This is a genomic window from Rhizobium sp. SG_E_25_P2 (assembly GCF_029892285.1).
Classification (GTDB): domain Bacteria; phylum Pseudomonadota; class Alphaproteobacteria; order Rhizobiales; family Rhizobiaceae; genus Rhizobium_E.
The window spans coordinates 16,930-31,152 of the sequence record NZ_JARXVM010000003.1 but is presented as its reverse complement, the minus strand read 5'-3'; the positions used below and the strand labels follow the sequence as shown (position 1 = coordinate 31,152).

The window sequence follows — 14,223 nt, the reverse complement described above, 5'->3', positions numbered from 1 at the left end:
TCCCAGCTTTTTCACGCAGATATCGCCAGCAGTTTACGCCCTGTGAGCCGAGACGCAAGAAGAGCTTCAGCGCAATACGAAAATGCCGCGACCGCCGAAGCAACCAATACGCCGACGCGTTCTGCTACTGCTTAATGCAATGACCAAGAGGACAATATGGGCGCAGGGGCAGTTTCATTGCGTGTGATCCTTATTCGCACGATGCCCCAGTCGCGATACATCCTTGAACATATTGATATCATTTCCATTTCTTACTTGGAAATAGAATGCACACCGCCACACTCAAAAGCCTGATGTGATTGATGGAACAGGAAACCGCTCCCTGTTTTACCGCGCTCATCGCCTGGATCCGCCTCTGAGGCCCCAGCGGAGCTAACCTTTCCTGGCGTTTCAATTCAACAGTCTGTTTTCCTTCAGCAACGCGGCCGCCATGTCGATGAAAGCCCGCACCTTTGCGGGAGCGCTGCGTCCTTCGGGATAAAGAAGATGGATCGGCAGTGGCGGTTCCTCGTGTTCGGCGAGCACGATCTGCAATTCTCCGGCAATCAAGGCCGGGCCAATCTGGTAATGCAGCACGCGCGTCAAGCCCCAGCCCTCACGGGCTGCGGTGATCGCCGCTTCATTGGTGTTGCATTGGAGGACAGGAGTGATGGTCACTTTCTGGTCGCGGGCGAAGCGCCATTCCGGTGACGCCCAGGCGCTGGTCGGGGCCGCGATCCGGTGATCTCTCAGGTCGCCCGGCGCGGCGGGCGCGCCATGCCGCTCGAAGTAGCGCGGCGCACCGCAGACGACATGCCTGACGGTCCCGACCTTGATCGCCGTAAACCCGGAATCCGGCAAATGGCCAATGCGGACCGCGACATCCACACCTTCCTCGATCATGTTGAGAGGCCGATCGACAAAGAGCGTCCGGGCCCGTACTCCAGGATAGGCGTCGAGATATTTGATGACGATGGGCAGCACATACATTTGGCCAAACAATGCCGATGCCGTGATCGCCAGCGTCCCGGTCGGCGTGGCGTAGGAGCCGCCCGCCGTCGCCTCGGCCTCTGCGATATCGGCGAGGATACGGCGACAATCTCCGAGATAGCGCGCGCCGGCCTCGGTCATTTTCACCGAGCGGGTCGTTCGCACGAAAAGACGCGCGCCGATAAGTTCCTCCAGCGAGGCGACGATGCGGGTGACTGCCGGCGCGCTCATATTCATGTGACGCGCCGTTGCCGCGAAACTCTCGGTCTCCGCGACCTTGACGAAGATCCGCATAGCCTGCCAGCGATCCATGACGATGTTCCCTCTCCGATCCACGGCAACTTTCGCATCGATCCCGCCCCTGCGCCAGCCGGAAAGCCCGCGCCTCCAATAGACAGCGTAAGCCTGATCAGGACCTGACTTCACGACTAGCCGCAGCCAGCGCCGCGATATCCATGCAGACGCGGTCGCTCAATCCGGCGCGTCTGGCGCGGCGCAACAACTCCTGGTCCGGAGCGAGCGCCAATCCTATCGCCCTCGACAGTTGGAAATCGAAACTTTGCCCCCTGCGAAAAGCGTCAATTTCCGCGCCGGTCATGCCGGCGGCCATGGCTGCGTCCTCTGCTCGGCAGAGGCGCCGGGTGTCGCCGCTGGCGGCGGCGAGCGCAACCTCTATCGACAGACGCATGCGTTCATCCAACAGAAACCCACTCATGACTCCACCCCGCGCATCGCTCAAAATCCGAAATGGCTAAGGCCGGGGTGATCATCCGGACGGCGACCGAGCGGCCAGCGAAATTTGCGATCCGATTCCGCGATCGGTTGTTCGTTGATGCTGGCATGGCGAGAGCGCATCAGGCCGTCCTCGGCGAACTCCCAGTTCTCGTTGCCATAGGCGCGATACCATTGTCCGCTGTCGTCGCGATACTCATAGGCGTAGCGGACAGCGATGCGGTTTTCCTTGAACGCCCAGAGCTCCTTGATCAAACGATAATCGAGTTCCCTGTTCCATTTGCGCGTCAGGAACGCTTCCGCTTCGGCGCGTCCGTAGATAAATTCGGCGCGGTTGCGCCAACGAGTGTCAAGCGTATAGGCAAGCGCCACTTTCGCCGCGTCGCGGCTGTTCCAGCCATCTTCGGCGAGGCGCACCTTCTCGACTGCGGACTGTTCATTGAATGGAGGCAAAGGCGGGCGAGACATTGGGTCTGATCCTTATTGTTGAGGAAAGCGAGATGGTGTGGGCGCGCCGGCTGTTGTACGGCTTCAAGCGTTTTGCTCGACGATGCCGTCGGAACACAACGATCTGCTTGTGGCGCGCAGAGAAGATCCTCTCCATTCATCCAAGATGGGCCTGTTCGACCCGGAGATGAACGGTGATACTGCGGAAGGCACTATTTCTTCCAGCGCATCAATCCTAAGTGATAGACGTCAGAGGGCCAACTCGATCCGGTTTTCACCATTGCGGTCGATTTCCGCCGGCGCCGTCGAACAGAGCAGGACCTCACCTTCGCCGACACTCGCCGTCACGTCCCTCACATACGCGACCTCGCCGGCGATCAGCCGGCTGCGGCAAGCGCCACAGGAGCCGGCGCGGCAGCCGAATTCGGGTTGCAGCCCTCGCGCTTCGGCCAAATCCAGCAAAGTGCCTGCGCCAGGCGTCCAGCGGGCTTCCTTGAGTGAATTGACGAAGAGGACCGCTGCGGACCGGGTCGACTGCGGCCGGCGCGCCACTGTCGTGACGCCGTTCGCATCCGAGGATCGCTTCACGGCGGACGGGCCAAACGACTCTGTATGAATGCGGGCGTCAACGAGGCCGAAGGCGCGAAGCCCGTCATAAAGCGCCTGAGCGAATTGCGGCGGCCCACAGAGATAAAAGTCATAGTCGTCGAATGTCAGGTTACGGCGGAGCAACGCCATATCGATACGGCCGGCTTCGTCATAATCACGGCCTTTCTCCGCGCCGACCGGATCGCTCAAAACACGAACCAGACGAATTGCTCCTCGTCCGGCGTCGACGAGTTCGGCAATCTCCCGATCGAAAGGACGTTCCTGTTTGGATCGCGCCGCCTGGAACAAGATCACCTGGCGCATTCGCTGTTTACGCACCCCCTCGAAAACCACATGCCGGAGCATCGAAATGAGCGGCGTCACACCAACCCCGCCAGCCAGAAGCACCGCCGGGCGCGTCGCATGCGCATCAATGGTGAAATCGCCCCCGGGGGTCCGGGCTTCGATCACGTCGCCGACGCGGACCACGTCATGTAGATGGCGCGACACCAGTCCGTCACGCCGGACGCTGATGCGGTACACCCCGTCGGACGGGGCGTCCGAGAGCGTATAGGTCCGGATGAGAGGACTTTCTCCCCCAGGCACGACCAGGCGGATAGGCAAGTGTTGACCGGCAAGATGAGGAGCGAGTGCGCCGCCCTCCGCTGGTTCGAGGTAAAAAGAGCGGATGGTCGTGCTTTCGTCGATGATCTTGGTCACGGTGAGACGCTGCCATTCCAAACGATGTCCCGACGCTGTCAATCGGTCGGCGACCTGCCTCCAATCGCCGGTCATCAGCGAACTGGGCGACCAGCCGTCGGCTCGAAACGTCCAGCGCAAGGCAAGCGCATTCCGCCGGCGCATGATCCGGCGTGGCGCGAAGGTCCATAGACGTTCCGCCCCCTGGAAGGCTGCGATCTCCGGAGAATCCAGGATCACTTCGGCGTCTCCGCTCATCTGCAGGACGTCGCCGGTGGCGAAATCGACGAAAAGCAGACCCGCCTTGCCATTCAGGAGAATGTTGCCGAGCGTCGAGAAAAACAGATTTCCATCAAAATCCGGCACGGTCAGAACACCCTCCTCCGAAACCCGGACGAAGCCTGTCTTGCCGCCGCGATGCGAGACGTCAACCTGCCTGCGCTTATCGCGGTCTGCGAAAGACGCGACGAAAAAAACGTCCGCCGATGCAATCAGCTCCCGCGCGGGCGCGTCGAGCGCCGTAAGCTCTTCGATTTCACCGGTCCCGTGTTGATGGGGGGCGCGTGCAAAGGCGACGTCGCGAAGCTGAATATAACGCGGGCAATTTCCGAAACTCTGGTCAACCTCAATCTGGAGATGATCCGCCGCACTCGCCACGACCCCGTTCATGCGATTGCGCCGCCGCGTGAGCATCTCAATGCCGAGAAGACCAACCGCCTTGCCCTGGACGATTCCCTCCCCGGCCGGGTCTCCGGCGCCCGGAAAGGCTCCAATCTCAAGCGCGGTCGGCGACGGGGAGGTTATGAAACCCGGTTGCCCTTCAATCAGCGTCGCCCAGGCGTCATCACCGCGGTCGACACTGCCGAGCACAATGAACGGCAATTGTGCATAAAAATCGCTATGCTGGTCCGGCATGAAATCACGCACCACGCGCGGGCCGACGGCGGCCATGCGTTCAGCGGCCCCCACTTTCTCCTGGAGGCGCCGTTCGCCTTCATGCCAGACCGGTAATTTTTCGAGGAACTCGCTCATTTCCGCCTCCAGGGGTCACGTTCGACTGGAAGCGCAGGCTGCGCTCCCAGATGCGGCTTATGCGGCGGAAAGGCCGGCAGGCGTTGCGGCGAATGGCAAGAAACCGGGCAATGCCTCGACTCGGCGCAAGAAGCGGTTGACGGCGGGATAGCTCGATAGGTCCACATTGCCTTCCGGAGCGCGGGAGACATAGCTGTAGATCGCGACATCGGCGATCGTCGGACGTTCTGCCGCCAGCCACTCGCGGTCGGCGAGACAGCTCTCAAGTCTGGCGAGCAGCATATGCGCCCGACCGATCACTTCCTCCGGATTGAACCTGGCGCCGAAGACCGTGATCAGGCGGGCGGCGGCCGGCCCATAAGCAACTTCGCCCGCCGCGACCGAGAGCCAGCGCTGAACGGCCGCCGCGCCGCCGGCGTCTTCCGGAAGCCATTCGGTACGACCCAGTTTTTTGGCGAGATAGACCAGAATGGCGTTGGAATCCGTTACGATCGTCCCCTCGTCGTCGAGGACCGGGACCTGCCCAAATGGATTGAGCTTGAGAAATTCCGGCGTCTTGTGCCCGCCCGCGGCGAGGTCCACTTCGATAAGCTCGTGCGGCGCGCCGAGCAAAGACAGAAACAGCCGCGCCCTGTGCGCATGCCCCGACAATGGATGATGATAGAGTTTCATGATGCGCTCCCGCGGCTCCCGGACGGGCCAATCCCGATCCGCAGGCGCAGGGTGCTATGGTTCGCAGGCATTTAGAACAGCCGATCTATGCAGCTCATTGTTTCACACCGCGCAATAATCGAACACTGCGCGCCGCCGGAAGGTCGCGACAACGACCGCCTACACATTTTTCGACAAGATCTGGCCCGTCCACGCAAGGCGTTGGTTCTGCAGAGTCTACATCATCCGGCCATTGCCAAGCGTTCTCGTATCGGAAGGAACGCGTGAAGCGTGCTTTCCCTCTGGACCCAATTCGTCTGGCGAGGCCCGAACATGGTGAACGGGATAGTTGCGGGCGATGGCACAAGGCGCAGATGCGGTCACCGCCCAACTTACCCGACCACTATGAAGGGCAAGACAGTTTAAATAGAGCCTGCTCTCAATTTTTGCAGGTCAACAGGCCCACATTTTTAGACCACCCAGACCCCGTTCTCGGCGAGTTGACCATTGACATGCACGACGATCGTCGTCTCGTCGCGTGAAACGACTATCTCATATACAGCGCCCTCCTGCACCAGCCGCGCCGCAAAACCAGGCCAGGCTGCTGGCAGCGAGGGCGATATCCGCAGTCGGTCGCCTTCCCGGCGAATGCCGAGAATGGCTTCGACGGCAGTGCGGTACAGCCAGCCGGCCGAGCCGGTATACCATGTCCAGCCGCCCCTTCCGGTCTTGTCGCCCACGCCATAGACATCCGCCGCCACGACATAGGGCTCGACGCGGTAGACATCCGCCAGTTCCCGGGTCAGGGCGTGGTTGATAGGGTTGAGCATGGAAAACACCCGATAGGCCTCGTCGGAGCGGCCCATTTCCGCCAACGCATAGGCCACCCAGATCGCCGCATGGGTATATTGCCCGCCATTTTCACGCACTCCAGGCGGATAGGATTTGATATAGCCTGGGTCCTTGTCAGAATGTTCGAAGGGTGGCGCAAACAGCCGGATGAGGCCCGCTTCAGGGTCGATTAGCCTGTTGGATATGCTGTCCATGGCCTGCGCGGCGCGATCGGGATCTGCGCCGCCCGACAGGATGCTCCAGGACTGGGCGATGGAATCGATCCGGCATTCGTCGCTCTCGGCGGAGCCAAGTGGGGAGCCATCGTCGAAATAGCCGCGCCGGTACCATTCTCCGTCCCAGCCATCGGCCTCGATGGCCGCCTTGAGCGCGCTCCGATGCGTCCGCCATGCGTCCGCATGCGCTTGGTCGCCGCGCGCCTCCGCAATGCGGCTGAACGCCTCCAGCGCCTTGATCAGGAACCAGCCAAGCCAGACGCTCTCGCCCTCGCCAGCGACGCCAACGCGGTTCATCCCGTCATTCCAGTCGCCGCCGAGGATCAGCGGCAAACCATGGGCGCCGGTTCTCGTGATGGCCAGATCAAGCGCCCGGGCGCAGTGGTCATAGAGGTTGGAGCGATCCTCCGAGATATCAGGCTGGAAGAAACTTTCATGCTTCTCGCCAAGCAACGGCCCCTGGAGAAAGGCGAGGTCCTCGTCCAGCACGCTTGCGTCTCCCGTCACCGCCACATAATGGGCGGTCGCATAGGCAAGCCACACCACGTCGTCGGAAATCAGCGTTCGCACGCCCGCCCCCGTTCTCGGCAGCCACCAATGCTGCACGTCGCCCTCGGGAAACTGCCGGCTGGCGGCATTGAGGATCTGGGCGCGGGCAAGGCTCGGGTCCTGCAGCATCAGCGCCAGTGTATCCTGCAACTGATCGCGAAAACCGAAGGCCCCAGACGCCTGATAGAAAGCGCTGCGGGCGCGGATCCGGCAGGCGAGGTTTTGATAGGGAAGCCAGGTGTTGACCATCCGGTCGAAAGCCTCGTCGGGCGTGGAGACCTGCAGGGCGTCGAGAAACCCGTCCCATTGGCGATTGGTCTTGTCCTGTTCTGCGGCAAAGCCAGCGCCGATCAGTCTTTCAATCAGCGGAGCGGCCATCGCTTCATTCTCGACATCGCCGAGAACAAAGAGCGTGTCGACCGTCTCGCCGGGCTGGACAATCAGATCGACCGCCAGCGCCGCACAAGGATCTCCCGCCGTCTCAAGCGTGTTGGAGAGCGTCACGCGCCTGCTGACCGCCGAGGGCGCAAAGCTGTTGCTGTCATCGCCCAGGAATTCAGCCCGAGCGCTGGTAAAAGAATGCAATGCGCGGCTCGCGGCGAGAAACGAAGTGCGCGACGAGCTTTCCACCGAAAACGGATTCTGCGCCAGCAGCGCATTAAGGCCCTCTTCATGCCAGGTCTTGATATAGGGGGCGGTGCGGGCTCGATTATTTCCCAACACCCATTCAGCATAGGCGTAGACGCGCAACGATCTGGCGTGGCCGCCATGATTGGTGATGCTGAGTTGCATCAGCTTTGCGGGATCACTCTCCGCCACGATCTGCGTCATGACGATGTCGAGCCCGTCGGCACCCACTTTGAAGCGCGAACGGCCTGGCCCGTGGCGGACCTCATGGATGTCTTGGGGATTGCGCCCGATGGCGGCAAACGGAGAGAAGATTTTGTCGGATTTGAGATCCCGGATGTAGAAGGCCTCGGATGGCCGGTTAACGACGGCGTCATTGCTCCAGGGGGTGAGTTGATAGTCGCGCGAATTCGCGCTCCAGGTAAAGCCCGCCCCTTCGGCTGCGATATGAAAGCCGAAGGCGCCATTGGAGATCACGTTGATCCAGGGCTGCGGCGTCGATGCGCCGCCATTGAGCCGGATGACATAGTCGCGACCTTCGGGATCAAAGCCGCCATAGCCGTTCCAGAACGACAGATCCTCGCCCGATACGGCTGTCTTCCCGACGGAGTTGGACGCGACCCGACTCTTTCTCCACCGCGACATATGCGAGGCGGTGTCCGCCTCGCTGCCTGACAGACGCTCAAGCCGTTCGATCTGCTCGGAAATAGCGCCATTTCGAGTGTGCAAGACGATGCGCCCGGCGCTGATCAAGGCGTCATAGGCGCGCTCATCCATCAGATCCTTGCGGACCGAGAAAATATGCTGCGCCGGGCCGGACGAGAGGCCGCGTCGGCGGGCGTTTTCACACATGAAATCGATGGCGTGCTGCATGTCCTGGGCATAGGAGGCTGTCCGTTCATTGATGATCACCAAATCGGCGATCACGCCGCGAGAACGGAGATATTCCTGCATGCGGAAGGATTTTTGCACGATTGGCAGATCCGCTTCATTGTCGATGCGCAACGCGAAGATGGGAAAATCTCCGGATATGCCCAGGGGCCACAGCGCGGCCTGTGTCGCCTTCACCACATTTCCAGGCGTTTGCACCTGGCGAAGGCGTGTGTCGGGATAGATCAGGAAGGAGGCGATGCGCTGAAACAGCAGCGCCTCGCTCTTGGAAGAATCCAGATGACGGAACTGCACCTGGCTGCGGGTCCAGGATAGCGCCGCCTCATTGTCGAAATTCTCCGCATGCCGGTAGCGCGCGACCCGCGTCTCAAGCTCCGGGCGGCTGGGAGCGACAAAGGTCCAGAACACGACGCTCGCCTTTTTCCCCGGCTTCAGGCGGACGGTGCGCCGCAGCGCAAAGATTGGATCGAGCGTAAAGCCGTCATGGCCTTCGAGCTTGGCGTGCGGATCGAATGCCTGGGCGGTAGCGAGATCCCGGCCGCGACCGATGAAGGCGCGCCGATCCGTTTCCGCTTCGACCGAACCACGTGCGCTCGATCCACCGACGAGATGGGCCACGTGCATGTCGGGCTCATCGATAGCGCGCTTGTTGCGCGAGGCGTAGATGACATCGCCGCTGTCGCCGATTTCCGTCTTGACGAACATTTTGGAAAATACTGGATGCGCGGCATCGCTGTCGGCCGCCGATAGAACCAGCTCGCCGTAGGAGGTGACCTCGATCAACCGCTCATAGGCGCCATTGTTGACGATGGTCAGACGGCGGCCCTCTGCGTCGATTTCCGTCGCCACAAGGCATTCGAGCTTGGATTCGATCATGCCCGCGGTCTTGTGGAACTCGGCTTTCTCGTCCGAGAAGACTGTGCTTGCCGTCTCGCCCGGAAAGGCGCGCGGCGCTGGGGTGGCTGACCACCAGTCGCCGCTGCCCACATCCCGAAGAAAGATGTATGAGCCCCAGTCGTCGACCGTCGGATCGGCTCGCCAGCGGGTGACATCAAGGCCGTTCCAGCGCGAATAGCCCGAGCCGGTGGCGGTGACCATCAGCGAATAATGACCGTTGGAGATCACGGCGACGGAGCGCTTGGCGCTCAGCGGATTGTCAATGACGCGATATTTGACGCCTGAGGCCAGCTCGGTGACGACGTCTTTCACAGGTTCGCTCTCATCCGGCGTGCGCACCGGCACGATTTCACGCGGCGCCCGCTCCTGCAGCAGCAGTTCGGCGGCCTCGATGACCGGATCGCTGTGGAAGCGGTCGCGCAGCCGCCCGTTCAGCACGACATTGCCGATGGCCGCGATAGACATGCCCTGGTGATGAGCCATGTAATTGCGCACGACGGCCGAGCTTTGGCCTTCGGGCAAACGGGCTTCGGTGAAATCCACCGCATCATAATAGCCATAGACCCCAAGCGCCCCGATTGACGCCAAACGGCCGAGATTGGCCACCCCGTCACGCGGTTTGAACTGGCTTGCCAGTGCGCTGGCATAGGGGGAAATGACAACATTGCTGCCCAGTTCGCGTTTGAGCCCAAGGCCCGGGACGCCGAAATTGTGATATTGATAGTTCAACTCGCGGTCGCGGGCGTTGAACGCGGACTCAGACACGCCCCAGGGCAGCCCTAGCGATTTGCCATAGGCGATCTGCCGATCGATCGACAGATTGTCAGATTGGTTGAGGATGCCGCCTTGCCGTTCATGCATCACGAGCGGCGGCATGAGATATTCGAACATCGAGCCGGACCATGACACAAGGCACGCCTGGCCCCTCACAATCGATACCGGCCTGCCGAGGCGGAACCAATGTTCGCTGGGAACGTCGCCCTTGGCGATGGCGAACAGGCTGGTGAGCCGGGCTTCAGACGCCAGCAGATCATAGCAGGATTCATCGAGCATTTGGTCCACGCCATTATAACCGATCGACAGCAACCGGCGCTCTTGGTTGAACAGGAAGCCGAAGTCCATCTTGAAGGCAAGGCTACGGGCGCGTTCGCCAAGCGACGTGAGCCGCGCTTGTAAGTCGCGGTATCGAGAACGATCGAACAAAGCGTCGGCGAAATGGGCTTCGCAATTAGCATGCAGCCGATCCGCCCATTCGACCAGCAGGCCCGAGGATTCGCCAGCGATTTCATGATCGAGATCCCCGGCGCAGGCTTGCACGTCGCTGGCCACGATCGACAGGCTGATCGAGCGCACCGACGCCAGCTGCGGCTCGTGCAGGCGCGATTGCAGCGTGGCATCGAAGCCCGCCAGACGTTCCTCCAATCGGCGTCGCAACGGACGGATCGTGCGCCGCGCATCGGGAATTGTGTCCAACGTCTCGCGCACCACGCGGGCCGTGTCGATGATGCCGCGCACATCGCCGATCAAATGTACGGTCAGCGCTTCGGACCATTCCTTCAGCGTCGACGACACGACGATCAGGTGGCCGGCGAGATTACCGCTGTCGACGGCCGAAACATAACGCGGATGCAGAACAGCGAGGTCGCGCGTATCATACCAGTTGTAAAGGTGCCCCTTGAATTTCTCCATCTTCTCGACCGTGTCGAGCGTTTCCTCCAACCGCTGGATACAATCGGCAAAACTGATCCAGCCCATGTCCCGCGCCGTGATGGTCGAAAGCAAATAGAGGCCGATATTGGTCGGCGAGGTGCGATACGCCACGACAGGTATCGGCTCCTCCTGAAAATTGTCGGGCGGAAGGAAATTGTTCTCCCGTGTGACAAACACTTCGAAGAAACGCCAGGTGCGGCGCGCAAGCGCGCGCAAGGTCGCGACATCGTCGTCCGACACCTTGAGACGATCCTCGGTTTCCAGGGTCTGGCTTATCCACCAGGCCAAAGCCGGCGCTGCCATCCAGATCAGCCCGAACATCACGGCGATGGCGGCGTTAACGGGATTGACGACGAAGACGAGGCCCATGCAAACCAGGCCGATGGCGGGCGACGCCCACATCAGCCGATAGAAATCCGCCAGGTTTCGGGATGCCGAGGAGGATATTTCGAGCGTCGTTTTCCATTCGATGAGTTGCTTTCGGCTGTAGTAAAGCCGGCACAGGGTTCTGATGATCGCATCCGCCATCAACGCCGCATTATGCGCCATGAAGGCGATATGCAGGCCGATCTGGGCGAGAATGTCGGTGAGATCGTCCAGGAGCGTTCGGGCATGGATTTCCGGTGTCACCCCCACCTGGCGAGGCACGATCCCGGCAAACAGCGATACGATCGGCCCGACATAGAAGGCGATGATCAGCCCAAGCTGCCACAATACGGCGCCACCAGGGGCAAGAAGGCTCCAACTCGCCAGCGAGGATATGATCCAAATGGCCGGCGTCGCCGAGCGGCGCAGATTGTCGATCATCTTGAAGCGCGATAGCGGCGGTGTCCCCGGCGCGCTTCCCAGGATATAGGGCAGCAATTGCCAGTCGCCACGAACCCATCGATGCTGGCGCGACGCCTCGACGCTGTACTGAACAGGAAAGTCCTCGATGAACACGACATCCGTAACCAAGGCGCTTCTGCCGAAGGCTCCTTCCAGGAGATCGTGGCTGAGAATGGTGTTCTCGGCGATGCGGCCCTCGAGCGCCGTATGGAACGCATCCACATGGTAGAGCCCTTTGCCCGTGAAAGACCCCTCTCCGAACAGGTCCTGATAGACGTCCGACACCGCAAAGACATAAGGGTCGAGTCCGCGATCGCGCGAAAAGATGCGCTGGAATATCGAGGCTTCATCTCCTGTGGTCAGGGAGGGCGTGATGCGCGGCTGCAAGATAGCGTAGCCTTCCGTCACGCGCCGGGTCACCGGGTCTATCGTCGGAGCATTGAGCGGATGAGCGAGCTTCCCGATCAGTTTGCGGGCGGAATCTCGCGGCAGGCGCGTGTCGGAATCGAGCGTCAAGACATATTGGACGCCTGCGGGAACATGATCCGGCGCGCCGAAGGTGGTGTCGATGTCGCCACGCAGCAGCATGTTGAGCTCCTGCAGTTTTCCACGTTTGCGTTCCCAGCCCATCCACACGCCTTCGGACGGATTGTAGAGCGGACGGCGATGGAGCAGGAAAAATCGCCGCGGACCCACGGCGGCGTATTTTCTCGCTAGCGCCTCGATCTCGGCTGCAGCAAAGGCGATGATCTCCGCCCCACCCTTCGTCTGTTCGGTCTTGCTGTCGGCGAGATCGCTCAGCAAGGCGAAGAAGATCTCAGGATCCGGATTGGCGAGATAGTGGACTTCGAGATTTCGGACCAGGGCTGCAACCGTGTCGCGGTCCGTCAGCAGGCACGGAATAACCACGAGCGTGCGCGCTGATCGAGGCACGCCGGATTTGAACTCAAAACCAGGCAGGAAGGCCGGCGGAGCAAGTGCAAAAACGATCGCACGGAACAGCGCCGAGGCCGCTTCCAGCGCCGGAAGGGCGAATGTGGCGAGCAACAGGGCCACGGCGATTAAGGCCGTCGACTGCTCCATCAGGAACCATGCGCCAAGGGCGAGAATGGCGGCCGTGATGGCCAGCGTCGGCGCAACGAGCGCAGCAATGCCCATGCCGCTATAGGCGCGGCCGAACCGCTCCCTGAATGGCGCTCGATAGCCGGCGGCGTCCTTGAGCTCAACCAGTCCCTTGCCCGCGAGGTAATAGCCGACATCGCTGCGGCGATCGATGGCTGCCCCGTTCGCCCGATGAAAGCCCGACTTGTCAATGGCGAGCATCGCAACGGCCATTTCGGTCATGTCGGAGCGCCGGGCGATGGTTTCGATCGTGGTGCGATAATGATTGCGCGAGCGTGGATCGAGCGCCGCGAAATCGGACGCTTCGCGAAGCGCCACATCGACCTTGGACATGTCCTCGAACCAGATCGTCCAGTCGAAATCATCGATGCGCTTCAGGCTACGAATGATATTGCCGACGGTGACATTGCCGGTCGAGATCTTGGCATGCTCGGAGATCATCACCTCTTCGGCGTCGCTGAGGCGGTCCTCGAGCCTTTGCTCCAGCCATGTCAGCGCCTTGGAGGTCGAATTGGTGTCTTCCCGCAGCCGGTACAGAAGCTGCGCCACGAAACTCGTGTCAGCGGTGTCGATCTCATAGCCGCGCAGCGATTGGCTTACATCGCCGCCCGGTTCGCTGGACGCCAGACGATCGGCCAGATCATTGGCTCTTTCGCGCATGCGACGCGACGTCTCCACCCGGTCCGACAACCGCCTCAAATTTTCGAGCAGGACGTAACGCAGGATCGCTGGCACCGCCCATATTTCGCCGATCGCCAGCGTATCGACCTCCTGAAAACCGCCGACGATGGCGCTCAGCGTTTCCGGCCGGAAGGAACTGTCGGTATGTGCGACATATTCCCAAGTCAGCGCAAAGGTGCGCGGCAATTGGGTTGTCCCATTGACTGAGATCGCTGGAAGCTGACGGAAGAATTTCTTCGGAAGATCCCGGCGCACCTGGCGGAAATTTTCCTTGACGGTGTGATGATGATCCAGAAGCCATTCGGCTGCAGGTGTGATCATCTGCTTCTTATGCGCCGCCTCGGCGATTGCCGAATGATTGGCGCGAAGCGCCTCTTCGTTGCTGTCGAGCTGTTCGGGAAACCGCAGGGCTCCAAAACTGTGGAGCTGGGCGGATTTTTCGGCAGCAAGCCTGTGGCCAAGCTCGGCGAGCTCACGAGGCGTCTGAAAATCGCTGCGTATCGGCGCCTGCGCGTCCCCGGACAGTCCTGTTTTGATATCAGAGGAGGCTGCGGCGCCGTTCAGATGGATGTTCATTGTTCTTGTTCCATCCGTTAGTTATTTTGGCATCAACACGTGATGACGGGCATTGTTCCTCATCGCGGCGAAGCTGAAGACGTCTCCAGTCCGACACGACCAACCGCAGTGCACATCAAGTCGCTCGGGAAAGCATGGGCGCGTTCAACCGCGCCTC

The 14,223-nt window shown here is 61.0% G+C and carries 6 protein-coding genes; all 6 read right to left on the bottom strand.

The window, feature by feature from the left end; all coding sequences use genetic code 11:
- Nucleotides 1-390: 390 nt before the first annotated feature.
- The gene (locus M2360_RS06140) at nucleotides 391-1,281 is read right to left on the bottom strand and encodes a LysR family transcriptional regulator (protein ID WP_280773644.1); all 891 of its coding nucleotides are present in this window, start codon (nucleotides 1,279-1,281) and stop codon (nucleotides 391-393) included.
- Nucleotides 1,282-1,378: 97 nt separating this feature from the next.
- Nucleotides 1,379-1,684, bottom strand: coding sequence for a hypothetical protein (locus M2360_RS06135; RefSeq protein WP_280773642.1), 306 nt, complete (start codon nucleotides 1,682-1,684; stop codon nucleotides 1,379-1,381).
- A 20-nt stretch (nucleotides 1,685-1,704) separates the two neighbouring features.
- Complete coding sequence (locus M2360_RS06130; protein ID WP_280773640.1) at nucleotides 1,705-2,169, bottom strand: DUF1348 family protein; 465 nt, start codon at nucleotides 2,167-2,169, stop codon at nucleotides 1,705-1,707.
- A gap of 228 nt (nucleotides 2,170-2,397) precedes the next feature.
- Nucleotides 2,398-4,467 (bottom strand): pyridoxamine 5'-phosphate oxidase family protein, encoded by a 2,070-nt coding sequence (locus M2360_RS06125; protein WP_280773638.1) that lies wholly within the window; start codon nucleotides 4,465-4,467, stop codon nucleotides 2,398-2,400.
- A 57-nt stretch (nucleotides 4,468-4,524) separates the two neighbouring features.
- Nucleotides 4,525-5,139 (bottom strand): glutathione S-transferase, encoded by a 615-nt coding sequence (locus M2360_RS06120; protein ID WP_280773636.1) that lies wholly within the window; start codon nucleotides 5,137-5,139, stop codon nucleotides 4,525-4,527.
- Between the two features lie 449 nt (nucleotides 5,140-5,588).
- Nucleotides 5,589-14,066, bottom strand: a complete 8,478-nt coding sequence (locus M2360_RS06115; RefSeq protein ID WP_280773635.1) for a glucoamylase family protein — start codon at nucleotides 14,064-14,066, stop codon at nucleotides 5,589-5,591.
- Nucleotides 14,067-14,223 lie beyond the last annotated feature (157 nt).

Bases quoted from the DNA above. Each gene is read 5' to 3' on its own strand.
- M2360_RS06140 (WP_280773644.1), bottom strand. From the start codon at position 1,281: ATGGATCGCTGGCAGGCTATGCGGATCTTCGTCAAGGTCGCGGAGACC.
- M2360_RS06135 (WP_280773642.1), bottom strand. From the start codon at position 1,684: ATGAGTGGGTTTCTGTTGGATGAACGCATGCGTCTGTCGATAGAGGTT.
- M2360_RS06130 (WP_280773640.1), bottom strand. From the start codon at position 2,169: ATGTCTCGCCCGCCTTTGCCTCCATTCAATGAACAGTCCGCAGTCGAG.
- M2360_RS06125 (WP_280773638.1), bottom strand. From the start codon at position 4,467: ATGAGCGAGTTCCTCGAAAAATTACCGGTCTGGCATGAAGGCGAACGG.
- M2360_RS06120 (WP_280773636.1), bottom strand. From the start codon at position 5,139: ATGAAACTCTATCATCATCCATTGTCGGGGCATGCGCACAGGGCGCGG.
- M2360_RS06115 (WP_280773635.1), bottom strand. From the start codon at position 14,066: ATGAACATCCATCTGAACGGCGCCGCAGCCTCCTCTGATATCAAAACA.